Origin of the sequence: Acinetobacter sp. CE-15, from assembly GCF_051059255.1 — a bacterium.
Lineage (GTDB): Bacteria > Pseudomonadota > Gammaproteobacteria > Pseudomonadales > Moraxellaceae > Acinetobacter > Acinetobacter guillouiae.
In genome coordinates, this window is the sequence record NZ_CP192737.1 from 4,474,443 (window position 1) to 4,499,760 (window position 25,318).

24 protein-coding genes and 1 pseudogene are annotated in these 25,318 nt (G+C 39.2%); 7 read left to right on the forward strand and 18 right to left on the reverse strand.

The annotated features are described in order from the left end of the window. Positions 1-9 precede the first annotated feature (9 nt). The 4 genes from ACQ7EO_RS20655 to ACQ7EO_RS20670 form a co-directional block, all read right to left on the reverse strand. Positions 10-690: a glutathione S-transferase family protein gene (locus ACQ7EO_RS20655; RefSeq protein ID WP_434278599.1), complete on the reverse strand. Its 681-nt coding sequence runs from the start codon at positions 688-690 to the stop codon at positions 10-12. A 144-nt stretch (positions 691-834) separates the two neighbouring features. Beyond that, entirely contained in the window at positions 835-1,602 is a 768-nt protein-coding gene (locus ACQ7EO_RS20660; protein WP_004818363.1) for a transporter, read from the reverse strand. A gap of 15 nt (positions 1,603-1,617) precedes the next feature. Continuing rightward, positions 1,618-2,160: an ankyrin repeat domain-containing protein gene (locus ACQ7EO_RS20665; RefSeq protein WP_034611217.1), complete on the reverse strand. Its 543-nt coding sequence runs from the start codon at positions 2,158-2,160 to the stop codon at positions 1,618-1,620. 195 nt (positions 2,161-2,355) lie between these two features. Beyond that, positions 2,356-2,709: an HPF/RaiA family ribosome-associated protein gene (locus ACQ7EO_RS20670; protein ID WP_004718651.1), complete on the reverse strand. Its 354-nt coding sequence runs from the start codon at positions 2,707-2,709 to the stop codon at positions 2,356-2,358. A gap of 503 nt (positions 2,710-3,212) precedes the next feature. Here ACQ7EO_RS20670 and ACQ7EO_RS20675 point away from each other — a divergent pair. The 3 genes from ACQ7EO_RS20675 to ACQ7EO_RS20685 all read left to right on the forward strand — a co-directional run bounded on the left by ACQ7EO_RS20675 (position 3,213) and on the right by ACQ7EO_RS20685 (position 5,399). Continuing rightward, entirely contained in the window at positions 3,213-3,935 is a 723-nt protein-coding gene (locus tag ACQ7EO_RS20675; RefSeq protein WP_244014641.1) for an outer membrane protein OmpK, read from the forward strand. A 113-nt stretch (positions 3,936-4,048) separates the two neighbouring features. Then, entirely contained in the window at positions 4,049-4,552 is a 504-nt protein-coding gene (locus ACQ7EO_RS20680) for a GNAT family N-acetyltransferase (RefSeq protein ID WP_096732573.1), read from the forward strand. A gap of 106 nt (positions 4,553-4,658) precedes the next feature. After that, entirely contained in the window at positions 4,659-5,399 is a 741-nt protein-coding gene (locus ACQ7EO_RS20685; protein WP_434278600.1) for a hypothetical protein, read from the forward strand. A gap of 62 nt (positions 5,400-5,461) precedes the next feature. On the opposite strand, the gene urtE is transcribed toward ACQ7EO_RS20685, so the two are convergent. The 7 genes and pseudogenes from urtE to ACQ7EO_RS20720 form a co-directional block, all read right to left on the reverse strand. Further along, positions 5,462-6,160 (reverse strand): urea ABC transporter ATP-binding subunit UrtE, encoded by a 699-nt coding sequence (gene urtE / locus ACQ7EO_RS20690; protein ID WP_434278601.1) that lies wholly within the window; start codon positions 6,158-6,160, stop codon positions 5,462-5,464. A 10-nt stretch (positions 6,161-6,170) separates the two neighbouring features. Next, positions 6,171-7,007: an urea ABC transporter ATP-binding protein UrtD gene (urtD, locus tag ACQ7EO_RS20695; RefSeq protein WP_434278602.1), complete on the reverse strand. Its 837-nt coding sequence runs from the start codon at positions 7,005-7,007 to the stop codon at positions 6,171-6,173. Beyond that, positions 7,007-8,077: an urea ABC transporter permease subunit UrtC gene (gene urtC, locus ACQ7EO_RS20700; RefSeq protein ID WP_434278603.1), complete on the reverse strand. Its 1,071-nt coding sequence runs from the start codon at positions 8,075-8,077 to the stop codon at positions 7,007-7,009. The genes urtD and urtC overlap by 1 nt, the downstream gene beginning before the upstream one ends. Positions 8,078-8,081: 4 nt before the next feature. Further along, positions 8,082-9,596 (reverse strand): annotated as a pseudogene (urtB, locus tag ACQ7EO_RS20705) (urea ABC transporter permease subunit UrtB); the annotation flags it as partial. 227 nt (positions 9,597-9,823) lie between these two features. Next, positions 9,824-11,113: an urea ABC transporter substrate-binding protein gene (urtA, locus tag ACQ7EO_RS20710; RefSeq protein ID WP_151802412.1), complete on the reverse strand. Its 1,290-nt coding sequence runs from the start codon at positions 11,111-11,113 to the stop codon at positions 9,824-9,826. A gap of 576 nt (positions 11,114-11,689) precedes the next feature. Further along, complete coding sequence (gene parE, locus ACQ7EO_RS20715; RefSeq protein WP_434278604.1) at positions 11,690-13,570, reverse strand: DNA topoisomerase IV subunit B; 1,881 nt, start codon at positions 13,568-13,570, stop codon at positions 11,690-11,692. Between the two features lie 16 nt (positions 13,571-13,586). Continuing rightward, a complete protein-coding gene (locus tag ACQ7EO_RS20720; RefSeq protein ID WP_434278605.1) occupies positions 13,587-14,171 on the reverse strand; it encodes a YqiA/YcfP family alpha/beta fold hydrolase in 585 nt (194 codons plus the stop codon). A 243-nt stretch (positions 14,172-14,414) separates the two neighbouring features. On the opposite strand from ACQ7EO_RS20720, the gene ACQ7EO_RS20725 reads away from it, so the two are divergent. Then, positions 14,415-15,746 (forward strand): alpha/beta hydrolase, encoded by a 1,332-nt coding sequence (locus ACQ7EO_RS20725; RefSeq protein ID WP_004818342.1) that lies wholly within the window; start codon positions 14,415-14,417, stop codon positions 15,744-15,746. Between the two features lie 36 nt (positions 15,747-15,782). Here the strand turns inward: ACQ7EO_RS20725 and ACQ7EO_RS20730 are convergent, their stop codons facing one another. From ACQ7EO_RS20730 to gshA, 3 genes are all read right to left on the reverse strand, one after another. Beyond that, positions 15,783-16,298, reverse strand: a complete 516-nt coding sequence (locus ACQ7EO_RS20730) for a hypothetical protein (RefSeq protein ID WP_434278606.1) — start codon at positions 16,296-16,298, stop codon at positions 15,783-15,785. Between the two features lie 76 nt (positions 16,299-16,374). Then, positions 16,375-16,869: a disulfide bond formation protein B gene (locus ACQ7EO_RS20735; RefSeq protein ID WP_004718679.1), complete on the reverse strand. Its 495-nt coding sequence runs from the start codon at positions 16,867-16,869 to the stop codon at positions 16,375-16,377. Between the two features lie 28 nt (positions 16,870-16,897). Continuing rightward, complete coding sequence (gene gshA, locus ACQ7EO_RS20740) at positions 16,898-18,475, reverse strand: glutamate--cysteine ligase (protein ID WP_004718681.1); 1,578 nt, start codon at positions 18,473-18,475, stop codon at positions 16,898-16,900. Between the two features lie 210 nt (positions 18,476-18,685). Here gshA and ACQ7EO_RS20745 point away from each other — a divergent pair, with 210 nt between their 5' ends. Continuing rightward, positions 18,686-19,225, forward strand: a complete 540-nt coding sequence (locus tag ACQ7EO_RS20745) for a DUF924 family protein (protein WP_434278607.1) — start codon at positions 18,686-18,688, stop codon at positions 19,223-19,225. Between the two features lie 99 nt (positions 19,226-19,324). Here ACQ7EO_RS20745 and ACQ7EO_RS20750 read toward each other — a convergent pair whose 3' ends face one another. Next, complete coding sequence (locus tag ACQ7EO_RS20750) at positions 19,325-19,852, reverse strand: dihydrofolate reductase family protein (RefSeq protein ID WP_327857975.1); 528 nt, start codon at positions 19,850-19,852, stop codon at positions 19,325-19,327. A 224-nt stretch (positions 19,853-20,076) separates the two neighbouring features. Between ACQ7EO_RS20750 and ACQ7EO_RS20755 the strand changes: the two genes are divergently transcribed. Both ACQ7EO_RS20755 and ACQ7EO_RS20760 read left to right on the forward strand, forming a co-directional pair. Continuing rightward, positions 20,077-20,643: a CC0125/CC1285 family lipoprotein gene (locus ACQ7EO_RS20755; RefSeq protein WP_419313959.1), complete on the forward strand. Its 567-nt coding sequence runs from the start codon at positions 20,077-20,079 to the stop codon at positions 20,641-20,643. Between the two features lie 28 nt (positions 20,644-20,671). Continuing rightward, positions 20,672-21,991 (forward strand): DUF445 domain-containing protein, encoded by a 1,320-nt coding sequence (locus tag ACQ7EO_RS20760; protein ID WP_434278608.1) that lies wholly within the window; start codon positions 20,672-20,674, stop codon positions 21,989-21,991. A 143-nt stretch (positions 21,992-22,134) separates the two neighbouring features. Here ACQ7EO_RS20760 and ACQ7EO_RS20765 read toward each other — a convergent pair whose 3' ends face one another. The 3 genes from ACQ7EO_RS20765 to ACQ7EO_RS20775 form a co-directional block, all read right to left on the reverse strand. Beyond that, the gene (locus ACQ7EO_RS20765) at positions 22,135-22,824 is read right to left on the reverse strand and encodes a hypothetical protein (RefSeq protein ID WP_239046675.1); all 690 of its coding nucleotides are present in this window, start codon (positions 22,822-22,824) and stop codon (positions 22,135-22,137) included. Positions 22,825-23,049: 225 nt separating this feature from the next. Further along, positions 23,050-23,808 (reverse strand): SIMPL domain-containing protein, encoded by a 759-nt coding sequence (locus tag ACQ7EO_RS20770; RefSeq protein WP_034611176.1) that lies wholly within the window; start codon positions 23,806-23,808, stop codon positions 23,050-23,052. 337 nt (positions 23,809-24,145) lie between these two features. Further along, complete coding sequence (locus ACQ7EO_RS20775) at positions 24,146-25,087, reverse strand: AraC family transcriptional regulator (protein WP_434278609.1); 942 nt, start codon at positions 25,085-25,087, stop codon at positions 24,146-24,148. Positions 25,088-25,318 lie beyond the last annotated feature (231 nt).

Here is a 25,318-nt window from a genome sequence, read left to right on the forward strand (position 1 = left end):
TTCACTAGATTAAACTTGGCTACGATATTGCTCTTCACACGCTACAAATCGAAATTCTGCATGGGCTTCTGCTATCCATTGTTGTACAGCAGGGACCGCTAATATCTTGTCGATATAACGCTGACTGCTCGCTGATACGGCAATGCCATAACCGATGAAACGCATCACAACTGGCGCATAAAAAGCATCGACAATCGTAAATTCATCAGCACATAAAAAACTGTCAGGGTGTGGTCGCTCCGACCATAATTGTTCAATCCGTTTTACATCTTGCTGTAGTTTTAAATTTTCCTGCCAAAGCTGTGCACCAATATGCTTTAAATCAGCATCTAAATTCATATCACAACAACTACGTAAAGCCATAAAACTACTGTGCATTTCAGCGGACATCGATCTTGCACGTGCACGTTGTTTTACATCTTGAGGCCACAAGTGTTTTTCAGGAAACTTTTCTGCCAGATATTCACAAATCGCCAAAGAATCCCAAATTAAAAAGCCATCGTCCACTAAGGCTGGGACTTTGCCAGTTGGGTTTATTTTTAAAATACTTTGTTTAAATTGGCTATCGACATCAAAGTGATCGAAAGGAATAAGATGCTCTGTAAATGGAATGTTGAAATGCTGAATTACTAACCAAGGTCGCATCGACCACGTCGAATAATTTTTATCACCAATAAACAGTTCTAACATTCTAATACTCCTGTATTTATTACTTATTTTGAACTCAGCATACACAAGATAAGACTGTTCTAAAAGCATTTCAAAAATGCTCGCTTTTAAAACAAATCAAGGAGTAGATCAACTACTCCTTGATGATGTATCAGACTGAATTGGTTAGAATAAGAATGCCACACCTAAACCAGCTTTATAACTACGATCTCGCCCTTCCAAATCTACACCAACACTTCCATCAAGTTGGGTACGTTCATTGACCGCATAGATCAAACCAGAGCCTAGACCATACTTATAGTCTTGGCTTTCTGTTTTTGAATAAACAAACTCAGAGAACCCTGAAAGATTACCTGCAATTTTATAACCAACAGTAGGTACAGCGGTCACTGACCAATGCCCATCTTGCACAGCATAGTTCATGGTGATTCCAGTATTGACCAAATCGTTATACTGATAAGCTAATGATGTGCCGATGCTATAAATATCATCTTCTTCACTAAAACCATCATTGCCCGTTGCAATCAAGGCTTGAGCCAAAATCGCCATAGATAATTTATCATCTTTTAAGTCGATGGCTTTTTTAATCCCAATAGAAACATCACCTAAGCCAGAGTCATCCTCTTTCATGCCTTTGTATTTGGTTTGTGTCCAAGCTGGACCCTGCCAGCCTAACTGTAATTCCATACTTGAGGTTAAACCAGTACGGAGCAGCATATCGCCATTGAGGGTTACAGTTTTTGCTTTTGCGCCATCTACTTTAGTTTCTGTATAGGTCGCACTTGGAAGACCTTGCTCCCAAGCCAATTGACCCACTGGCGTGATTCCTGTTCCGAAACCTGTTCCAGGACGATCAAAAGAAAATTCTGCTGCCATTGCGCTTATACTTAGACTCGAAGCAAGGGCTAATGTGATTCTATTTAAAATTGCCATATCAAGACTCAAAATTTACGATAATTCTTTGGACATTTTCGCACCGCGACTACGTAGTAACTCTAAAGATTCTTTCTCTTCAGGTAAAGCCTGAGACCAATCTATTTGATCAAATTCACAATCAAAGAACAAATCACTGATCGAGGATAAAATGGTCTTCCCTTCTTCATCTTTGGTATTCGGATCAACCTTATGATCTAAAAGCTTGTCAATTGCAGGTACACAGGCTGCGCTTGCAGCATCCCACAATGGACCATAGCACTCTTCAGCATCCCACAAATAAAAATTTGCTTTGGCATTTATTAGAGCATCCAAGATATCTAAATGTGGTTGTAAATCTTGCGCTTTTTGTTCTGCTGTTAAAGGATCACCTGCTTCATAAGCATCACAAATTTTTTCCCACCATTTAAACAATCCATCTGACCAAATTGAAACAGCTGGCCCTTTTTCAGGCTCCATAAAGTTAGGATCAAATCCATCTGCAAGCAAACGTTTGACTTGAGCAAGGTCTAAATCTTCTAAAGCCTGTATAAAGACTTGTTGTTGTGCTGATAACATGTTGATCTCACTATTCTATTCCTATACAGCATTATGACGAATATTTTTAAAATAGCTTTGAAAAATTTTAATCGTGTCGCTTTTATTTTATAAATGGCATTTATTGTTCATTTATGACAAAGAAGACAATCCATAACTCTTTTAGAACAATAAAATTGAAGACCATAAAAAAGCCCCGAAGGGCTTTTTATCAGATCATGCTTCATCTGCATCAGCAAGTTCTAGTTTTCCACCACGTGGATTTTCAATTTTTTCTAATACGTGCTCTAGGCTACGCTTTACGCGATCTATCGCACCGTGTAATGAAAGATCAATGTTTTTCGCTCGATGTTTTACCACGACTGGCTTCAAACCCGCTGCTTTGACCTCAATCATACACTGGATATCATCCGCCCCACCTTTGTCACCGTTCTCATCACTGATATGAACTGAAAACTGGGTAATACGTTCGCTATGACGTTGGAATTCTTGATTTAGCTCATCGCGTACGTAAGTAATTAAACGATCACTATTTCTAATATTTTTATCTGTACGGATTTCTATATTCATAAAAAACATCCTCTTTCTAATCAAAAAACGAGTGCAAAACTTATATTTACGGCACACTTTGCGCCTGCTGTATAAGACAGCTTTTCACCTACAATAAATTGGAACCGTAACTCCTCTATTGCAAAGATGAACACTTTTAACGATCTGCAGATAGGTGTTCTTATACATTCAATATCAGGCCATATTGGAAAATATGCAAGTAGATTTTTAACTTTTTTATGAAAAGAATATGAAAAATGACATCTTGTTACGTTACTTTATAATTAAATGATTTAATTGATTTTTTAATGACTAATTCTGACTAAAAACATCAACTATGTTTAATTCTTAAGCTTTTAATCGATATAAATTATAAATCTTTGCTTTAAATATGCGACTCACGTTTTAAAACATTTCACCTCTTGATGTTTACATATTTATTTTCATTCCATCTAATTTTCGCTTTATTTTTATTTAAGAATCTGTATTCTTGAAGCGCTTTTCTTGGGGGAAAGGAAGAATTCATGAAACTTACACAAATTGCGGCTATCTGCGCAATCGCTTCAACTGCAACTTTGGCTCAAGCTGCGCCTGTTTGGCAAGATTTTAGTATTACTGGTCTTTATGGTGAAAACTATGAATTAACACCAGATGAGAAACAATCTACCATCACTTTTGAGTATGCTGCAAAACTTAAATACGGTGATTTCTTTGCCTTTGCTGACCGTACCAACAGTGATGGTCAGTCGGATACTTATTTTGAGGTTTCTCCACGTCTTAGCTTAGGTGCTGTTTCTGGGAAAAAACTTGAATTAGGCCCAATTAAAGACGTATTAATCGCGACTACTTGGGAAGGTGGTAAAGACATGAACAACTACCTATACGGTGTTGGTGTTGATTTAGCCATTCCTTATTTTCAATATGCGCAATTAAATTTCTACCGTGCCAATAATGAAATCCAAGAAGATGACTATCAATTGACATTTACTTATGGAATTCCATTTAAAATTTCATCTGAAGAATTCCTTGTAGATGGTTTCCTTGATTGGTCAACTGCAGAAAAAGATCAAGTTGCTCACTCAAGCGAGTTGAACTGGACGACACAATGGAAATGGAATGCGGGTAAACACATTTCTCCAGATACGCGTCTATATCTTGGTGTTGAACACTCTGTATGGCACAACAAATATGGTGTTCCAGGCAAAGATGAAAATAATGTCAGTGCTTTAATCAAGTATCATTTCTAAGACTGAGCTAAATCCATTGATCAAAAAGCAAAACTTCGGTTTTGCTTTTTTTATTGCCCTTAAAAATAATTCTTTTTAGAATACCCCTATCAATTTTCCATTGACCTGTATCCATGAATTTTCAGATCCGCCCTGCTCAAGCTTCTGACCTAACCGAGATTATGCGTATTTATAATCATGAAATTGCAACAGGTTTAGCAACATGGAACAGCCAATTAAAGACTTTCGCAGATTACCAGCAATGGTTTCTAGAATTACAACAACAGCAATTTCCACTTTTTGTTGCTGAAGAAACAGCGACTCATGCCATTGCAGGCTATGCTGATTATGCAAGCTTTAGAGCAATCAACGGTTATCTATATACCGTTGAGCACTCTGTTTATATCGACCCAGAATTTACTCGACAAGGGCTCGGCAAACGCTTAATGCTAAAATTGATTGAACATGCTCAACAGCACAATATCCACGTTATGGTTGCTGCAATTGACCACGAAAATACTGGTTCGATTTATCTACACCAACAACTCGGATTTAAACAAACAGGTTACATGCCACAAGTCGGACAAAAATTTGGGAAGTGGCGTGATTTGGTGTTGATGCAATTAAATTTTGACTAAAATAGAGCAGTATTTATACAGCATCCGTCGTAAAAAATTTTTGTCGCTTTTTCAAAATCTGTTGTATAACCATAAACAATATTGCTGAACTTCAGAGCGAATATCGATGAATAAAATGATAATCAGTCTATTGGCACCATTTGCATTGATACTTAATACAGCAAGCCATGCTGCTGACTACAATGAACAAAATATAAAACAGGGTTGTGCCAAACTCAGTCAATATCGTAAATTGGGACAAAAATTTTACGACCAGAGAAACTATAAAAAAGCGCTTGATCAGTTTCAAAGACAAGCATCTTGGAGTGCTTTTTGTCAGTCTGTGGGTGAAGAAGACACTGGCATTCGGGTTTCAGATAATGACATCGATATTGCCAATAATAATGTGGGTTTAACGTATAGCAAACTCAATCAACCCTTATGGGCAAGAGCGTGGTTTCAAATTAAACCCACAAAAACCAGTCAATTTAATTTAAAAAAGTTAGTAACACCAAAACCAAACAATGACTTAACAGGAGAATATGCCAGTTATGCAGGTTTTGGCGAATGGAACAATATCACCATTAAAAAACGTGATCAGAAATATCTCATTCAATTCACTGGTCTATGGATGGGTGCTCGAAGCCTAATTTATGGTCCAAATATTGGCGAGTTTGAAACAGAAATGCCTCTTCATGCCAAGAAAGCAAGCTATCATTTTGAAAATTGTCAAATTGACATCAATTTCACTTATAACGCCTCTTTAGGCAATTTTATTGAAGTGAAAGAATTAAATGAACAAGCCGATTGTGGTTTTGGGATGAATGTTTCATCAACAGGCTCTTATCAGAAAGTTGAGCCTCAATAATATAGGGTTTAACCACACCTCCCTTGACTCAGGGAGGTGAACAAAATGTTTTTACGATTCTGTTAAATCGCCACTAAATCACGAATCCCCTTTTCAGGCATTTCTTCACCGATGCCTTGAGCCACCACTTGTCCACGTGCCATGACGGTATAGTTATCTGCCAATTCCTCAGCAAAATCATAAAATTGCTCGACCAGTACAATCGCCATTTCGCCACCATCAGCCAATTTGCGAATCACTCGACCAATGTCTTTGATAATCGAAGGCTGAATTCCTTCGGTCGGCTCATCTAAAATCAAAACTTTCGGTTCGGAGGCTAAAGCACGTGCAATGGCTAATTGCTGTTGCTGCCCACCCGATAAATCACCGCCACGGCGATGTTTCATTTCGTCTAAGACAGGAAAAATTTCATATAAATGCTCGGGGACTTTACGGGTTTTTGCACCTGAAAACTTTGCCATACCGATCAAAATATTTTCCTCTACAGTCAGGGTTGAGAAAATATCACGCCCTTGAGGAACATAGGCTAAACCCGCGCGTACACGCTGTTCAGGGCTCATTTTAGCAATGTCTTTGCCATCCAATAAGATTTGCCCAGACTTAATCGGTAAAATTCCCATCAAACATTTTAATAAGGTGGTTTTACCCACACCATTCCGTCCTAAAACTACGGAACACTCTCCAATCGGCGCAGTTAAAGTCACATCACGGAGAATGTGACTGCCCCCATAAAATTGATTGATGTCTTTTATTTCTAGCATGTTGCTCCCCTTAACGTCCTAAATACTTTTCAATCACATCTTCATTGGCTTGTACTTCCGCCAAGGTTCCTTCTGCAAGAATGGCGCCTTGTGCCAGAACCGTAACTTTCTCACTGATGGTGTCGATAAAGCTCATATCATGCTCGACCACAACCAAGGTATGATTCTTTTTTAATTCCAAACATAACTCTGCTGTGCGTTCAGTTTCAGCATCGGTCATTCCCGCTACAGGCTCATCCAATAAGATCAGTTTAGGTCGTTGCATCAACAGCATGCCAATTTCAAGCCACTGCTTTTGTCCATGTGATAACAATCCCGCAGGCTTTTGAATAAACTCTTGTAAACGAATCTGTTGCAAAGATTCATCCAAAGCCAACTGTGCATCGGGACTCAACTTGCTGAAAAAACTTTTTTTTACGGTTTTGTCTTTTGGTGCAGCAAGGAGCAGATTTTCCATCACTGTAAAATTTTCAAATACAGTCGGTTTCTGAAACTTACGACCAATACCCGCTTCTGCAATTTGTTCAGTACTCATTTTGGCAAGATCATAGTTTTGACCAAAAAAGGCAGAACCTTCGGTAGGACGTGTTTTACCAGTGATCACATCCATCAATGTGGTTTTTCCCGCACCATTTGGCCCAATAATGCAGCGCAACTCCCCTTCTTCAATGTAAAGAGACAAATCATTTAAAGCGCGGAAAGAATCAAACCATACACTGACTTTTTCTAAGTAAAGTGCAATACCATGGCTGAAATCGGCACCTTCAGCTTTAGGACGACCATAGCCCTCACCGATTTGACCACCATGTTGCGAATTTAAGCCCAAATCTGGCAATAGCTCTGACATTAGTGATCCTCCTTTTTAAAGCGCTCAAGCAATCCAATCACCCCTTTAGGGAGGAAGATGGTTACAACGATAAATAATGCACCAAGGATCAATAACCATATTTCAGGATATGCAACGGTAAAGTAGGTTTTAACTCCATTGATCAGACCTGCCCCTAGAATTGGGCCAATCAATGTGCCACGACCACCTGCTGCAACCCAAACCGCCATTTCAATCGAATTCACAGGATTCATTTCGCTTGGATTAATGATGCCTGCTTGTGGGACATACAATGCACCTGCAATTCCGGCAATCACCGCTGAAAGGACCCATGCCGACAGTTTGTACCACAGGGTACGATAGCCTAAATATTGCAACCGGTTTTCACTATCACGGATTGCTCCCAACACTCGACCATAAGGCTTATTCATTAAACTACGTAAGCCGATAAAGCTGAGTAACAACACTAAGGCCGTAAGGAAACACAATGTTGCTCGCATAGAAGCAGAGGTAATATCCATCCCAAGAATGGTTTTAAATCCAGTAAAGCCATTGTTCCCACCAAAACCTGTTTCATTGCGGAAGAACAACAGTGCAGCAGCAAAAGTCATGGCTTGGGTGATAATCGAAAAGTACACACCTTTAATTTTGGAACGAAATGCAAAGAATCCAAAGATAAAGGCAATCACACCTGGTACCAAAATCACCAAAGCCAAAGCCCATAAGAAATGCTGGGTTCCGCCCCAGTACCAAGGCAGCTCAGTCCAACTGAGAAAACGCATAAAGTCAGGCAATTGCTCGCCTGCTGACTCTCGCATTAGGTACATACCAAAAGCATAACCACCCAAAGCAAAATATAATCCATGCCCCAGACTTAGAATGCCGGCATACCCCCAAACCAGATCCAAAGCCAGTGCAACCAAGGCGAGACACATGATTTTGCCAATCAAAGTCACCCAATATGCAGAGAGGTGTAGAGCGGAATCTTGTGGCAACACATGAAACCACGGCAGAATCAGCATCACAGCGAAACATACAGCAATGGCGATTGCACTATAGGGTTTATCTGAAAGTAATGATGTGATTTTCATAGGCTTACTCCACAAAACGACCTTTGATAGCGAATAAACCTTGTGGGCGTTTTTGAATAAACAGAATCACAAGAACCAAGAGAATAATTTTGGCGAGCACTGCGCCCATACCAATTTCGAGAATTGTTCCACTCACGCCTAAACCTAATGCGGCAAGCACAGCCCCCCAAACTTGACCAACACCACCCACTACAACCACAAGGAAAGCATCAATAATATAGTTTTGCCCTAGGTCAGGTCCGACATTGCCAACTTGTGCCAAGGCACAGCCTGCTAACCCTGCAAGTCCTGAACCCAGACCAAAGGCCATCATATCGATTCGGGCAGAACGGATACCGACAGCACGTGCCATCTGACGGTTTTGCGTGACTGCACGGACGAATAGACCAAATCGGGTTTTATTGAGCAGGTAAACCAGTAAAAGTAATACAGCGATGGTGAAGACGATGATCGCGATACGGTTATACGGCAGCATCAAACTAGGTGTAAGCGAAATCCCGCCTGACAGCCATGAAATATTTGATACTTCAACATTCTGCGCACCAAAAATCATCCGTACCAATTGCATCAAAATAAGGCTGACACCAAAGGTCGCCAACAGGGTTTCTAACTGACGGCCATACAACGGGCGAATCACGGTTCGTTCTATCAACATGCCAATCAAAGCACTGACTAAAAATGCTGCTGGAATTGCTGCAATCAGGTACCAATCCACATAAGCACCCAAATGAGTTTTAAAGAAACTTTGTACCACATAAGTGGTATAAGCACCGATCATGATCAACTCGCCATGCGCCATATTGATCACACCGAGTAAGCCATAAGTAATCGCCAGTCCTAATGCTGCGAGCAATAAAATACTTGCGGTACTGAGGCCTGAAAAAACATGTCCTGTCCATTCACTGGCTTGAATGCGGGTTTTAATACTACTTTGCGCACTGACCAATGCAGCCTTTAATTCTGGATTTAAATTTGGCTGTGTTAGCGCTTGTTCGATGATCGCCAAAACATCAGGACGACTAGAATCGTTTAGCGTTTTAACCGCTTGAATTTTGGTGAGCGTATCTGGACTATTAAAATCAATTCGTGCTTTTAACTGGGCTAAACGTGCCTTCACTTTATTATTTTTTTCATTGAGATAAAGTTGGTTGATGACCTTGATATCCAGTTCATCTAAATTATTTTCCAAAATATCAATCGCAGCCAATCGCTGTGATGCATCTGGGGACTGTAACTTGATCTTCGCCTGACCAAAGCTTAAGGCTTTGTGCAAGGTATTGACCAGCGTCACTTGATTTAAATCACCTGGCCAATCAGTAATTGCCTGTTCATCTGGATAACTGAACAGTTTATCGCCAGCTTTCATGATGTAGGTATTGCCTGAACTGTCGGTATAAAGCTCGTCGTTTTCGACATAGGCCACCAGCTTATCAAGCTCGTCTATACTTGCTGGCCATTGATTCAGCATCGCTCGACGCTTTGCAAAATCTGCACGTACAAATTTTTGAATGGCATCATCATGGCTTGCCGCTGGCTGAGCGGATGACGATTGCGCGATATGCACAGATTCAGCAAAAATATGTTGAATAAGAAATAATTGAGAGATCGTAAAAAAAAGTGCTGCAAGTTTCAGTCTAAGTGACATGTGCAACTCCCCCTATTTTTGTTTAAATACAATGACCTTTAAAGTTGAGTCATCAGTTAAGCCCACTATGCATATAGCGGGCTTTTGGGGTCGTAAAGTCTTTATTTAGGAATGTACGGGCTCCATGGTTCCGCTTTGATCGGTTGAGGGCTCTTGTAAACCACATCAAATTGCCCATCACCACGAATTTGTCCAATCATCACAGGCTTATGTAAGTGATGATTAGTAGCATCCATACTTAAGGTATAGCCTGACGGTGCTTTAAAGCTTTGACCTGCCATCGCTTCACGGACTTTATCTACATCCGTTGTTCCCGCTTTTTCAACGGCTTGTTTCCACATATTGATGCCAACATAGGTGGCTTCCATTGGGTCATTGGTCACCAATTTACTGGCATTGGGTAGCTTATATTCCACTGCATATTGCTTCATCTTATTGACGAATTCGGTATTCACTGGATTCTTCACAGACATGAAGTAGTTCCAAGATGCCAAATGCCCGACCAATGGTTTGGTGTCGATCCCGCGTAATTCTTCTTCACCGACTGAAAAGGCCATCACAGGAATATCCGAAGCTTTTATGCCTTGGTTACCCAATTCACGATAGAACGGTACGTTAGAATCGCCATTGATGGTGGAAATAACCGCGGTCTTTTTACCAGCAGCAAATTTCTTAATATTGCCGACGATGGTTTGATAATTACTGTGCCCAAATGGTGTGTATTCTTCCATGATGTCTGCATCGGCAACGCCTTTAGACTTTAAGAATGCACGTAAGATTTTGTTGGTGGTCCGTGGGTAAACATAGTCGGTACCTAATAGAACAAAACGTTGTGCCTTACCTCCCTCTTCACCCATTAAGTATTCAACAGCAGGAATCGCTTGTTGATTGGGTGCTGCGCCTGTATAGAAAATATTCTTAGACTGTTCTTGCCCTTCGTATTGCACTGGATAGAACAACAGACCATTGAGCTCCTCTACAACAGGTAACACTGATTTACGTGAAACTGAAGTCCAGCAGCCAAAAATGACAGCGACTTTGTCCTGAGTTATTAACTGGCGGGCTTTTTCAGCAAATAATGGCCAGTCTGATGCAGGATCGACGACAACAGGCTCAAGCTTTTTCCCCATCACCCCACCTTTAGCATTAATTTCATTGATTGCCATCAGTGCCGTATCTTTAAGCGATGTTTCAGAGATTGCCATGGTTCCAGACAATGAATGCAAAATGCCCACTTTAATTGTGTCACCGCTTGTGGCAGTTGCCGATTTATTTTCTGCTGCGGGTTTCGCTTCCGTTTTATCTGCGGGCTTTGAGCAAGCTGTCAGCGCAATGCTCCCCATCATTGCCACAGCGAGAAGTGTTTTTGAAAACATTTTTTGTTGGAACATCATCTTTTTCTCTCCAAACCTTTTGGTGCATTTTTGAATGCGCGATTTTGCTTTTACCTGACAGGCTTAATTCAATTTTTATGCCAAGTGGAGAATTTGTGCTTTTATCGCTGAATATTTTTCTTGATAAAAAACAATAAAATCAAAATATTAGATGCTATTATTTTTATATAAGTTGAAGATACATTGATAGGCATCAAATGCCTTTCAATCACTGGATATAGCCAGCACTTAGCAAGTAAAAATGCGAGATTAAAAGCCACACTGGTCAAATTAAGTGCGATTTTTTTTGTTTAAAATGAGCGATGAGAGTGCAAAAAATTTACCCAAAATTAAATTTTTAGGGCTTTCGTGATGAATTTTGCTTTACAGCACCAAACGATTTTGACGGGATAATCCAATCCCTAAGATGGATGGAGTCGAGGTAAAAGAATAGGAGAAAAAATAGAAAGGCAATACAGAAATAGTTTGTATTACGAAGAATATAACTCTATTTGCATCAATGCGATATTTAAGAGGTACCAAAAAAAATGATGCACTGGGGCATCATTTTTTAAATATGCATAAGTTCAGCAATCAAACACTCAAATCAGCTAAATTACCTTTTTGCTCTAACCAGTCTTTACGATCACCTGACCTTTTTTTGGCAAGTAATTTATCCAGTAAGCCTGTTGTGTGATGCGTGTCGTCCAAATCCAACTGCACCAAACGGCGTGTATTTGGATCTAAGGTGGTTTCACGCAATTGACTGGCGTTCATTTCACCCAAACCTTTAAATCGAGTAATTTGCGGGTTTTTAGATTTAACTCTCTTTAAGATAGCTTCTAACTCTTCGTTATCAAGCGCGTAATAAACATCTTTGGCATCATCGATACGGAACAATGGTGGCATTGCAACATATAGGTGCCCAGCATCGACCATTGCAGGGAAATGCTTGACGAAGAGTGCACAAAGCAAGGTCGCGATATGTAAACCATCTGAATCGGCATCGGCAAGGATACAAATTTTGCCATAACGTAATTCTGAAAGATCATCACTGCCCGGATCTACACCGATTGCAATCGCAATATTATGCACTTCTTGAGAGGCCAACACCTCGTCAGAAGATACTTCCCAAGTATTTAAAATTTTCCCACGAATCGGCATGATCGCTTGGAAGTTTTTATCACGGGCTTGTTTTGCTGAACCACCGGCAGAGTCACCTTCGACGATAAACAGTTCCGATTCTTCAAGGGTATGACCGACACAATCTGATAGTTTTCCGGGCAAGGTAGGACCGGCAACAATCTTTTTACGTTCAACTTTTTTAGCTGCTTTTAAACGGCGACCCGCTTTCGCAATCACAATCTCAGCCAATTGCATGGCCACTTCAGAGTTTTGATTTAGCCAGAGTGCAAAAGCATCTTTGGCAATATTTAAAACAATGTTAGATGCTTCTCGGCTTGAAAGACGTTCTTTGGTTTGTCCTGAGAATTGTGGCTCTTGGAATTTAAGCGACAGGATATAATTGACCCCGTCCCAAACATCTTCAGCAGACAATTTGAGATTACGTGGCAACAAGTTACGTAACTCACAAAACTCACGCATCGCATCGGTAACACCTGAGCGTAACCCGTTTACATGGGTTCCCCCTTGTGCCGTTGGGATCAAATTCACATAACTTTCCTGAATTTGTTCGCCACCCTCAGCATTCCAGCAAATTGCAAACTCAGCACTGGCACGTTCAGCTTCACCCGTTGCAACAAAGGCAGGGTCTGGAATGATTTCGCGATCTTGTAATTCATCCATCAAATAGTCGACGAGACCATTTTCAAACTGCCATTCAATTTTTTCGTCATTAATCTGGTCAATATAATTAATTTGTAGACCAGCAGCCAATACAGCTTTGGCTTTGAGATTATGTTTTAACACTTTTAAAGCAAATTTAGGAGAGTCAAAATATTTCGCTTCTGGCCAAAAATGTACTGTTGTCCCCGTAGCACGTTTTGGCGCTTTACCTTCCAAAATCTCTAAAGGCGCAACAGGTTCACCATGTTCAAACGCCATTTTATAAAGATTGCCGTGGCGTTGAACTTCAACTTCAACACGATCAGACAAGGCATTGACCACGGAAATCCCAACACCATGCAAACCGCCCGAAAACTGATAGTTATCGGTGCTAAATTTACCGCCTGCATGCAGTTTCGTCAGGATAATTTCAATCCCGCTTTGTCCGTATTCAGGATGAATATCGACTGGCATACCACGCCCATTGTCTTCGACCGACAACGAACCATCTTTATATACCGTAACAGTAATTTTATTGGCATGTCCTGCAAGTGCCTCATCGACAGCATTATCAATTACTTCTTGCGCCAAATGGTTTGGACGAGTGGTATCGGTATACATACCTGGACGGCGACGTACAGGATCTAGACCAGATAATACTTCAAGTGATTGGGCCGTATATTGAGACACGTTGAGTTTTTTCCTTTTATTTTACGGAATATGATAAAAATTCCAGAATCATGGGTATTTTATCTGCAAAATCTTCCATCGCATGATTACCATGCATTTCTGTCATGATCAATGATGTGTGTGGAGCTGCACTATAATACCGTTCAGCGTCACGATAATCTAAAACGTCATCACCTTGTTGCAATAAGACCAGTATTTTGTCTGCATCTTGTACAAATGGCACGGCAATCGCTTCCAAGTAGTCAAGTTGTAAACGATCTAAAGTCCATTGTTCATTGATCTTATAGGGAATCTGTTCAATTCCAAATAAGTTACTGAACAATTGCCATGGTCGCATAGCTGGATTAATTAAAACAGCAGGCACACCATATTTTGCGACCAATTGTGTCGCATAAAAGCCACCAAAGCTACTCCCCACCAGTGCAACATCAGGCAATTTTTCAATGAGCGCTGAAATTTGATCTAAAACCAGTTGCGGATGCAGGTTTAAATCAGGCAAATGCACACTATGCGATGAATAACATCGACAATAATCATCTAGTTGTTGCCCTTTTATTGATAAAGGACTACTTTTAAAACCATGTAAATAAATAATATTCATTGAAAATAGTTTGCTTTTTTACCACCAATGTTTTAGTTTTTAATGTGATTTAAATCACATTATTGTTTTAATTTGTATATGTTAGGATATTGTCCGACAAAAAACTAAAACTTAATCGCAATTATCGGTATTTTAAATAGCGTTCAGGATGAACAAGATAAGATGATTGCCTAGGGATTTATACATTGATCTACAGCAAAAATAAAGTCTTTGTTCCAGATCAATATGGATGAGGAAATAACAATGCCAAGCTTAACCCCTTTACACGAAACCTATTGTAAGTGGGATCGTTCGCCTCCAAGTCAGGCCGACGTATTAGAAGGTTTAGCGCAGTTAGTGAGTACGCCACTCAGTGGCATGGTTCAAGACTTCATCCAGTCGATTCAACGTGAAATGTTGCTGAGTATTTTTGGCTTAAGTAAACAAAAAGCCAAACGATTCCAATCCCGTCCAATTGTCGATAAATTCTATCAATTTGGTTATCACGCATTGCAAAATTATGGTAGCCACCTGATTGCCCCAATTTTACGTAAAACCATTGAACGTTTCCCAAATTTACATGATAAGCCATTGACCTCTCATATGACTTTTTTGGTCAGTGTTTTAAATGGGGTGTTGGGCGATTATTTATTGGCAACCCATAATCCGCTCGCACTGTCACCTGTGCTCTATGATCATTATGGTTCATTACAGCAAGGTGATTTGGCTGGCCGTGTGGTGATTTTCTCTCACGGTTTATGTATGAATTATCAAGACTGGACCAATCGTAACAATGGCGGTATTGGTGAGAAACTCTTGGCGCAACGTGATCACAACACCATGTTGTATTTTCACTACAATACTGGACGCAGAATTTCAGCCAATGGACGCTCATTGGCAAATCTTTTAGAAGATTTAATCAAACGTAACCCTCGCATTACCAGCATTGATTTAATTGGACACAGTATGGGCGGCTTGGTTTCTCGCAGTGCGCTGTTCTATGGCAAACAAAACATGCACCAGTGGTTCCACATGGTTGAGAATCTGGTTTGTATTGGCTCCCCGCATCATGGTGCATTATTAGAGCGTTTTGGATTTGCCATGCAAGAGAAAGTGGGTAATTTCCCGATTGTTAAAATGATCAGCCATATCGTCAATATCCGCAGTAATGGCATCTTAGACTTGCGTTATGGAAGTGTTCGAGATGATGACTGGGAGCATAACAATGCCCGTATTGGTTTGATGGATGACAACCGTAAACCAGCTCCGCTACCATCGCATATCAATACCTTTTTAATTGCAGGTACCTTGGAGTTTGAAAACCGCAAAAACCGCACCTTAAAAGTGATTGGCGACTATCTGGTCAGTGTTAAAAGTGCCTTGGGTGAACACCCGAACCCACGTTTCCAGTTGAAATTACCTGAATCGCATAAAGCTGTGTTTTATGGCTTAAACCATCTTGAGATTCAATATCATCCTTTGGTTTCGGAACAAATTGCCAAATGGTTTTATCCGCACCATGATGAATTGGCAGAAGAACAAATTCGCAAATACTTGATTAAATTAGAAAGTATGCAAGGGATTGTTGAAACTTAATCATAAAAAAGCGGATTTTCAATCCGTTTTTTTCTGCTATTTCACTTCAATTTGATAAGACTTGTTCTGCTTTGGATCAATCATGTCACCATATTCATCAAAGTTTGATTTTTCTGCACATTGGGTATCGATCAATAAGCGTTGATTTTTTGCAATAAAGCCTTGTTTTAACTCACAAGTCCAAGCTTTATTATAAAATTTTTGGCTGAGCTTTTTGCCTGTTAAATCAAATTGCGTCACCCCAATCAGCGACTGGGCAAGCGTTCTTGCTGGATGGCTCTGCGACACAGACAATACATAGTATCTGCCGCCATGTAATTGACAGTCTTCAATTCGACTTGAAAAATAATCTGGATCGACAATAAATTTTTTAAATGGCTGAGCGCCCAATTTGATATAGGAAACATCGGCTGGAATAGTGTCATCAAACTTAGATTTAAACTGACAAGACACATCTTTACTGACCACATTGTTGGCTGGTTTTGCAGAGACTTGTGCTGTAGCCAAGCAGACCAGTATGCCAATCCCGGCTAAATTTATTTTATGATTCATGGTTTTGCTTGATTTATAAGTAAATGAAGTTTATCTGAAAAAAGAGCCAGTTTAGATTGGCTCTTGATGTTTTAAATTAGTACTTTCTAAATAACTGCCATAGACTGATCAATGCCAATACACTGAAAAACAGTAATGACCAAACGGGTAAAGACTGTCCTAAGAAAGTCCAATCGACCATGGCACATTCACCAGAACCCTTAAGCACATTTTCAAACACAGCCTTTAAAGGCAAAGTGTTGACCCAATAGTCCAGACCGGGACCACAACTTGGAACCTGATCTTTGGGTAGGTTCTGTAGCCACACATGACGAGCGGCAACACCAACTGACCAAGAAATCGCAGCTAAGCCCAAAAAGCTATAAATGCGTTTAAATACATTTGTTTTTGGGTTATGCAAAAAGGCAATCAGTGAAATTAGCCCTAGACCAATCAATCCAATACGCTGAAATACGCATAGTGGACATGGCTCAAGCCCTTGTACATGCTCTAAATAGAGCGCAAATGACATACCAATCACACTTGCCAAAAATAAAAGACCACTTACGAAGCGATAACTACGCCATTGCATGGAACTTCCTCATTATTTAATCTATGTTTTATCTAAATTTACTCAGATAATCCTCGAAACTTATACTTGTATTTTGTTCAAGTTGCTGTTGTTCTGCGAGAGATGTTCGAGTAAGCCCCTCAAAATACGCTAAAGTTTCCGGACTTAATACATGTTGTTCGTAACTTTGGATATGTTGATTGGCCATATAGCCACCAAAATTCCATGTGCCACCCTGCTCTACAGTATCGGCAATCACATGCGCTGATAGTGTTTCATCAACGTCATCAATACGTGTTTGCATCACCGTCAACGCTTGGCGATATAAATCTGTTGCATAGGATTGGTTGAGTAGATCTGCAAGTGGTTGCATGGCGGTAACATGCTGTTGAATCCATTCAAGTAATGGATATTCAACACCCGCTTCAATGATTTTCGCATTTGGTGCACGACCACGATTGACCACTTCAGCTTGGTTTTGCTCAATAATATCTTGTTCTTCATCCCATAGATCTGGGCTTTCTTTAAGCAAGCAATACAACGCAACCACTTCCAAAAAGCCTGCTGTATCCTCATCGATGCCAATCGCACTGTATGGATTTACATCTACCGCGCGTAACTCAACATAGCCAATCCCACGATTTGACAAGGCCTGAGATGGCGTTTCCCCTGCTTGTGGCACTTGTTTTGGGCGGACTAAGCTGTAGTATTCATTTTCAATTTGTAAGACGTGATCATTAATTTGAATCGGCTGACCATTGGCATCGTTTAAACCTAAATGACTAAACTGTGCATAAGGTGAATTGACTGCTTTTTGTAATTCAGCCACATAACTTTCTAAATTATTGTAATGAATACCCAATTGTTTTTGTGCAGAATTTTGATAACCAAAACGCCCCATACGCAATGCTGTGGCATAAGGTAGAAATAATGTGCCTTTGATTAAAGGCAACAATTGATGCTCACGCCCTGTCATAAAGCATTTACAGACTGAAGGGCTGGCACCTACCAAATACATCACGAGAGGAGTTAAACGAATAAAGTTACGGATTAATCCAAGATAACGATGACTGCGATAATCTTGCAGGCTTAAGGCTTTAAGCGCTTCATTGCTTTCGTGTTGTTGTAATTGTTCAAATAACGCATCTGGGAAAGACACATTATAATGCACACCCGAAATCGTCTGCATACGGCGCCCATAACGGATGCCGAGACCATGACGGTATAAGGTTTTGAATTGACCAATATTGGATGTACCATATTGTGCCAAACGGATATTTTCTTCTTTGTCATCCAGCATACATGGCATGGACAAAGTCCATAGCTTTTCATCATTTTCTAAATGGCGATGCACAACAGCATGCACATCGGTTAAAAAGCTTAACGCTTCAGGAATGCTTTCTTTGGGAGGTGTAATAAACTCCATCAAAGCTTCTGAATAATCTGTGGTGATATGCGGATGTGTTAGGGCTGAGCCTAAAGACTGAGGATGATCAGCCTGTGATAAAAAGCCATTACTTTGCATACGCAGGCTTTCACGTTCGATGCCACGTAACATGCCTCTGAATAAGGTAGAATCCACCCAATTTGGTACTAAAGATTGGGAAATCGTTTCGGGTTGACTCATACTTACTCGCTTATCTTAAAGAATTTTTTAAAATAAAATGTTTTGATGCGCGCAGTATAACGTTATTTATCGATATACACGTATAAGCATCGTTGTTTTAAATGAATTATTCACTTTATTTCGGAAAAGTTTTTAACACAAACTACCTCTACAAGACATCTAAAATTTGTGATTTTATAGAAAAATTACCACTAAAGAATTGTAACTACTATGAATTATCAAGAAATTATCGATTTTTGGTTTAGTGAAGAAACTCAACCATTTTGGTTCGCAAAAAGTGACGCATTCGATCAAACTTTGCACCAAAAATTTGCACATACCTTGGATCAAGCCAAACATTGTGAGCTATGGACTTGGCGTGCCACAGCAGAAGGTCGCTTGGCTGAAATTATTGTTTTAGATCAATTCTCGCGTAATTTGTATCGAGATCATGCTGAATCTTTTGCACAAGATGCCTTGGCACTTGCGCTAGCACAAGAAGCAATTCAGCTGAATTTAGATCAACAATTAAGCCCCGAACAGCGTTCATTCCTGTATATGCCATTTATGCATAGTGAATCAAAAATTATCCATATCCAAGCTTTACAACTTTTTGAAGAGTTGGGCAATCCACTCAATTTAGATTTTGAGAAAAAGCATAAAGTGATTATTGATCGTTTTGGACGTTATCCTCACCGTAATCAAATTTTAGGGCGAAGCTCAACGGCAGAAGAAATTGAATTTTTAAAACAGCCGAATAGTCATTTTTAATTCTATTTATTTTTATCTAAACAGCTTATGCAGAAAAATTTTGCATAAGCTGTTTGACCAGCGCATCAAAGCATACTGATCCATCAGCAGCAGCAAGCGTTAGAAAACATAGCTGTGTTTAATAATGGTATTTTCAATCATTTCAGCATGTATGGACTTTAACTGCTGTTCATGCGAGTCAAAACTTGGAAATAGAGGTATGCCCTTTCCGAGAAGAACAGGCATGATAAAAACCTCTAAAGTATTGAGCAGCTTCTGTTCAATAAAGGTATTCTGCAATTGTGTTCCACCGACAATCCAGACATTGCCGTTATAATTCTGTTTAAGGTGCTCAACAAGTTCGTCCACACCTAAGTTCCACCGCGAAAGCGAGGCATGAGTTAAAGCTAAATCAGGATTAGAAGTAACGATAAATCCTTTCTGATTTGGATAAGGCCACGCCTCACCAAAAGAACAAATCACTTCATAGGTTTTACGCCCCATAATCACAATATCGATATCTTGGATAAAATCATCATATCCACAGTCAATACTTTGAAATGGTGCTAAAAACGCTACAGAACCATCTGGTGTTGCGATATAGCCATCTGCACTTGTTGCAATATAACCTTTAATTTGAATACTCATTCAACTCTACTCTCAACAGTCTTGATTTTTTATCATGGATTAAATACGTATAATACCGTGCTTATTGTTTAAATTTTACGTGAACAGTCATTTATCTTGTTAGGTATCATCCTGAATTAACAAAATTCTTCTTGAAATTCATTGTCAGTCCATCAATTTAGAACAATATACTGAGGATTATAAATTCATTAAATTCCATCCAAAAGAATGGAAAGGAGAGACACATGAACAAAGTACTCATTGGTCTAACTATTGCAGCGGCGCTCACCATCACAGGTTGTGCGACGACACCAAGCAAACCACGTACCTTTGACCAGCTTGGGCAATACACTACGGTTCCACTTAACGATCATAGCTATCGCATCAGCTTCCAAGGCAATAGCAATATGAGTTTTGGAACAGCTGAAGAAATTAACCTTGTCAAAGCCGCACAAACCACGCTTTTAAATGGGTTTACTTACTTCAAGGTTTTAGATGATCCAAGTAATCGCACTCAGCAACCGCCTCGTAAAGCAGTAGTTTATCCATCATCAAACTACTATCCATATGGCTGGGGTTATCGTCGTCATCCAATGTTCTGGAATGACCCATTTTATGATATGCCACAAGTGGTGACCATTGACCCTGTGCAAATTTCCTATACGATAGAATGTTATAAAGATAAAAAATCATCACCGAATGATGCATTTGACGCTCGTCTGATTTTGCAATCTTTAGGACAAAAATATGGTGTTAGTCCGACAGGACAAGTACTGCAACCACAGCCTGATGCGGTAACATCAACGAAATAAAAATGCAGAAATCGATTTAGGAAAATGAATGAGCGGAATTGAACAAAGTGAAGTTCTCAATGAAATTCCAAACTTAGATCGAAGCAAACGCTTTGCGACCATCGCATTGGTGGTGGCTGTTGTCGCATGGTTTGCTTTGATCATTTCCGCCAAACTGATGCCTGAGTATGCTTGGTTTATTCATATTCTCATGCTGGGTGCTGAAGCTGGCGTGGTTGGTGGCTTAGCCGATTGGTATGCGATTACCGTGTTGTTTCGTAATCCCTTTGGGAAAATCCCCATTCCTAAATTCCTCAAAGATCACACCGAAATCATTCCACGCAATAAAGCACGTATTGCGGAATCGATGGGTAAATTTGTCCAAGAGAATTTTCTCTCCCCACAAATTGTTGAACGTAGTTTAAAAAGTATTGATCTTAGTTTTGCTGTGGGTCAATGGCTGGCCAATCCTAAAAATAACGGTCAAGTGGTGGATGTGATTCAGCAAACGGTTCCGAAAATTTTCAAATTTGTCGGGCAAGACCAAATTGGACGCTTTATTCAAAACAACAGCGTGCAATGGGTTCGAAATACTCGAATGAACCAATTGGCAAGTGAAATGTTACGTGCAGTTTTAGAAAATGATTTCCATCAAGATGTATTACAACGCGGACTAGATATTGCCCATGAATGGATGATGACCCATCCTGAAAAAACCCGTGAAATTACCCAAACCATGTTTAAAGAGCTTGGTGTTTCACGCCTTGCCAAAGGTGCCAGCTGGATTGGGATTGATGTTGAGCAACGGACCATTGATTCAGTGATTGAAAAAGTGGAATCCATGCTTGCTGATCAGGAGCATCCTATTCGTCAAAAAATTGAAGAAGCTGCACATGAGCTTATGTTGCAATTGGCAGATAACAATAGTCATGCCAGCATAAGTTTAAATGAAACCAAGAATGCCCTTTTAGACAGCGAACCGGTACTCAACTTTATTACAGGCGCTGTGGTGATTTTATGTGATGCGGTTAAATCTGACTTGCTTAAAGCAGACTCAGGTATTGCCATGAATTTACGTATCGCCATTCAACAGCTTGGTGAAAACTTGATGCAAAATCAGTCTGTACGTGAATTACTGAATGATCGAATCAGCGGAATTGCCATCAATTTAAGTGACCAATATAGTGAGAAAGTGATTAAGTTTATTAGTCAACGTATCCATGAATGGGACTCAACCGAAATGATCGCCAAGATTGAAAATGAGGTAGGCGGTGATTTACATATGATCCGTGTTAATGGTGTTGTGGTCGGTGCATTTATTGGTCTAAGTTTAGGTGTGATTCGTGCTGTGATTGATTTTGCGATTTGAGAATATAAAAAATTGGATAATTTATACTTTCTAATTAATATCGTAGAATATTCTTGGAATAATAAATGTGGCACGTAAAAAATGGATCCGAACTTTCTGCTTAATTAAGCAAAGCGCTCCAATCCATCATAGTATATTATTTTTCAGTCGTTCACTAAATTGCATACATCATCTTTTGTTGTCTGCAATATAAGACTAAAATCATTAGTAGAACCTCCTGAACCAGTACTCATTGAATAAAGAGCATAAGTCGGCTTTTTACCATTTGCTGTTAGTAAATATACTTTTTTAAAGTTTGAACCGCTTGCACTATCATCTCGACAAATCATTTTACTATTAACACCAACATTCTTTAGAGATTGTATGGGATTAAAATCACAATTTGTATATTCAACTCCAAAGCATTGACCAGAATCGATAATATCAATGTTTGGTAAGTTAGGATGAAACTGGATCTCTGTTATACCAAATTTAGCTATACTACCTATGTAAATCACTGACCACGGTAACTCATACTTTCTATCCTGTAAATAAGTCGTCTGAACCCCAATTACATGAGATCTAAAAACCCCTTTGCGTACTGACTCTATAGACCCGTCATAAAGTCGTTGCTCAAGGTAAGGCTTATGAAGCCAAATTATAGATTGATCATTAGATTTATAATCCCAATCTATTCGAGAAACATTCGAGTTTGGTAAAAAACTCTTAATTACGAATCCAATTTCCTGCATTTTTAATTTTTCTAAACCAGAATGGGTCATAGGTAGTTTATCTAAAGCAAATATCTGACTAGAAAAAATAAGCACCCAAAAAAATAAATAAATTTTATTCATTTTTAACCTAAAGAATATTAAAAAACCTAAAGAATATTAGAAGTCAAGTTATATTAACGCTTAAAATTATATAATAAATTTTATTGAATTTCTTCCATTTAAAATTATTGAATCCCAACAAAAACTCAAACCATTTTTATGGAAAATTGCGTTACTTAAACTCTGCCATCCGAAATAAATTTAAACAATATAAATTAACACTCCTTTTAAATGATTAATTACTTCTTAATCAATCGCATAATTGATGGTCACGACAACACGCGCAATTTTATTAATGGTGGCTTTGTCATAAGCACCGCCATAATCGCTATCATCATCAGAACCACTTTCAGGTAAAATATAAAACGCACCCTGACTTGCAGAACGCATCGCACCGACTTTTACCCCACCCACTTTTGCAAACTCATTGGCACGGCTATGCGCATTTTTAGTTGCATTGGCGATCAATGACATTTTTATTTCTTCTAGATTCGACACCAAATACTGCGGTTTTTGCTCGATGGAGATGCCTTTTTCATCTAATAAATACGCATCTTTTGCGGCTTTCTCAATCTTTTGAATATCACGACTATTTATCACTAGTGATTGCATCGCAGTATAGCCTCTAAACTCGCGGGTAAATTTCCCCTCGCCTTGATTCACTTCTTCATAATAGGGTTGAGAACTTTTATTGCCCAGTTTCATTTCTGTTGCCTTAAACCCGTGCTCAATAAAGAAATCTTGTAGTGCTTTTATTTCTTGATCTAACAATTGATAGGCGGCTGAAACACTGTCTGATGCACGGCTGGTTTGCAGATGAATTTCCCAGCGTGCTAGATCCGCTTGTATGGGTTTTTCAGCCAACCCTTTGACCACTATTGAATTTTTTTCACCATTAAACTGCTTAAGTGCATAGCCCATGACACTTGCCGAAATAATGAATCCTAAACTTAGAATGAGTGCAAAGACCCATAAAGTTTTATATGTGATTGATTTATTTTCCATTATTGTAGTATCGCTAAAATTATTATAAATAAGTTATAGTAAGGATCCTACAACAAGTCAACCTACTTTGATCCTATAAACAATATTGCGTTATAGTTTGCGTCATCTATAAAGATTGATCACGCCTTATAAAAATCAAAATAATTCATCTAATCATCATATGAAATATACATGATCTGATTCAGCGCTTAAAATCACTGCTAAAGTGCATTTAAGCCATCTAAAATTGCTCTGAAACGAATGAATGAAATTTCAGTTTGGATCTTGTGGGCTTAAAATAACAAATTTAGCAATCATCTTATCGGTAATTTTATCTCTTACTATTTTGTAGTTCTATTTAGTTAATCTTACGCATCATACTCGGCGATATACCATAATGTTTTCTAAACTCACGTGAGAATTTCGACATATCATCAAATCCACACTGATAGGCAATTTGATTAATCTTATGCGTATGTTCATTGGTCTGTATCAACATCTTCTTGGCTAATTGCAGACGACTTTGCATCACATAACGGCCAAATGTGGTTTCGTCCTGTTGAAAAAGTTTACTGATATATCGCGAACTAATACGAAGATCTTGAGCAATATCATGAATACTAAGCCCACTATTGTCTAAGTGCTCCAAGATTAAATGCTTGACCTGTACGAGCATGCTGTGGCTACTGGATCGAGGCGTTTTATCTTTGATCTGATCGAGAACCACATAACGCAGTAAATCAAAAAATTTATGCAGTACAATCTGCTGAAGTTCAGTTGAAGCCTGCTCAGGGAACCAAAATAAATCATGTGCGTAATTTAATAATAAAATTTTCAGTGGATGCCCATCACCAAAAGCATGACCGCACAACTGGTCAGGTCGCCCAAAATACTGTTGAAATTGTTCACGAGGGAACATGAGAACCAGTTGATTGAATTGTCCATTCAAATACAAATCATACGGCTGCTGGGTATCATGAAAAATAAATTGCCCTTGGCTGAGACATTGTTCACGACCATGATATTGAACACCCATTTGACCTTCTATTAGGAAGATAAATAAAATCTCATCATGGTGACTATGTCTAATATTGGAGGCATGCCGTTCAACATGTTGACCATAGCCCTTGATTTCAACCAGTTGAATATTACCTATATGTTTTGCAGACAAAGCACCAAAAAAGCCATCCTGTACAGAAACATTACAGGTCAATGGTACAAATACTTGACTAATCGCATCCTGCCAATAGTCACGTTGCAGCTTATTTTTGACACGCCTTGTGTCATAGTTAAACATCATTGTCTCTCTTATTCTTAGACGCTTATACAATAAAGCTAATCCGTTTAGCATAATTTGTAAACCCTCAACTCAGCGCCCCCTAACTTTAAGATCAAGCAAAAATTATCTCTTTTAAATTTGGATTTTTAGTTCCGTATAGATCTATTTTTTGTTCCTGCTCAGCATACCCCCTGATCAATCTTTGGCTTTATAACCAAAAGTGCAATATTGCTTAGTTATTGAGAAAGGATC

Coding starts and splice junctions, on each gene's coding strand:
- ACQ7EO_RS20735 (WP_004718679.1), bottom strand. CDS start 16,869: ATGCAATGGCGTAGTTATCGCTTCGTAAGTGGTCTTTTATTTTTGGCA.
- ACQ7EO_RS20765 (WP_239046675.1), bottom strand. CDS start 22,824: ATGAATAAAATTTATTTATTTTTTTGGGTGCTTATTTTTTCTAGTCAG.
- ACQ7EO_RS20760 (WP_434278608.1), top strand. CDS start 20,672: ATGAGCGGAATTGAACAAAGTGAAGTTCTCAATGAAATTCCAAACTTA.
- ACQ7EO_RS20750 (WP_327857975.1), bottom strand. CDS start 19,852: ATGAGTATTCAAATTAAAGGTTATATTGCAACAAGTGCAGATGGCTAT.
- ACQ7EO_RS20655 (WP_434278599.1), bottom strand. CDS start 690: ATGTTAGAACTGTTTATTGGTGATAAAAATTATTCGACGTGGTCGATG.
- ACQ7EO_RS20775 (WP_434278609.1), bottom strand. CDS start 25,087: ATGATGTTTAACTATGACACAAGGCGTGTCAAAAATAAGCTGCAACGT.
- ACQ7EO_RS20665 (WP_034611217.1), bottom strand. CDS start 2,160: ATGTTATCAGCACAACAACAAGTCTTTATACAGGCTTTAGAAGATTTA.
- ACQ7EO_RS20770 (WP_034611176.1), bottom strand. CDS start 23,808: ATGGAAAATAAATCAATCACATATAAAACTTTATGGGTCTTTGCACTC.
- ACQ7EO_RS20680 (WP_096732573.1), top strand. CDS start 4,049: ATGAATTTTCAGATCCGCCCTGCTCAAGCTTCTGACCTAACCGAGATT.
- ACQ7EO_RS20675 (WP_244014641.1), top strand. CDS start 3,213: ATGAAACTTACACAAATTGCGGCTATCTGCGCAATCGCTTCAACTGCA.
- ACQ7EO_RS20685 (WP_434278600.1), top strand. CDS start 4,659: ATGAATAAAATGATAATCAGTCTATTGGCACCATTTGCATTGATACTT.
- ACQ7EO_RS20725 (WP_004818342.1), top strand. CDS start 14,415: ATGCCAAGCTTAACCCCTTTACACGAAACCTATTGTAAGTGGGATCGT.
- urtC (WP_434278603.1), bottom strand. CDS start 8,077: ATGAAAATCACATCATTACTTTCAGATAAACCCTATAGTGCAATCGCC.
- gshA (WP_004718681.1), bottom strand. CDS start 18,475: ATGAGTCAACCCGAAACGATTTCCCAATCTTTAGTACCAAATTGGGTG.
- ACQ7EO_RS20670 (WP_004718651.1), bottom strand. CDS start 2,709: ATGAATATAGAAATCCGTACAGATAAAAATATTAGAAATAGTGATCGT.
- ACQ7EO_RS20745 (WP_434278607.1), top strand. CDS start 18,686: ATGAATTATCAAGAAATTATCGATTTTTGGTTTAGTGAAGAAACTCAA.
- ACQ7EO_RS20660 (WP_004818363.1), bottom strand. CDS start 1,602: ATGGCAATTTTAAATAGAATCACATTAGCCCTTGCTTCGAGTCTAAGT.
- ACQ7EO_RS20755 (WP_419313959.1), top strand. CDS start 20,077: ATGAACAAAGTACTCATTGGTCTAACTATTGCAGCGGCGCTCACCATC.
- urtE (WP_434278601.1), bottom strand. CDS start 6,160: ATGCTAGAAATAAAAGACATCAATCAATTTTATGGGGGCAGTCACATT.
- urtA (WP_151802412.1), bottom strand. CDS start 11,113: ATGTTCCAACAAAAAATGTTTTCAAAAACACTTCTCGCTGTGGCAATG.
- ACQ7EO_RS20720 (WP_434278605.1), bottom strand. CDS start 14,171: ATGAATATTATTTATTTACATGGTTTTAAAAGTAGTCCTTTATCAATA.
- ACQ7EO_RS20730 (WP_434278606.1), bottom strand. CDS start 16,298: ATGAATCATAAAATAAATTTAGCCGGGATTGGCATACTGGTCTGCTTG.
- urtD (WP_434278602.1), bottom strand. CDS start 7,007: ATGTCAGAGCTATTGCCAGATTTGGGCTTAAATTCGCAACATGGTGGT.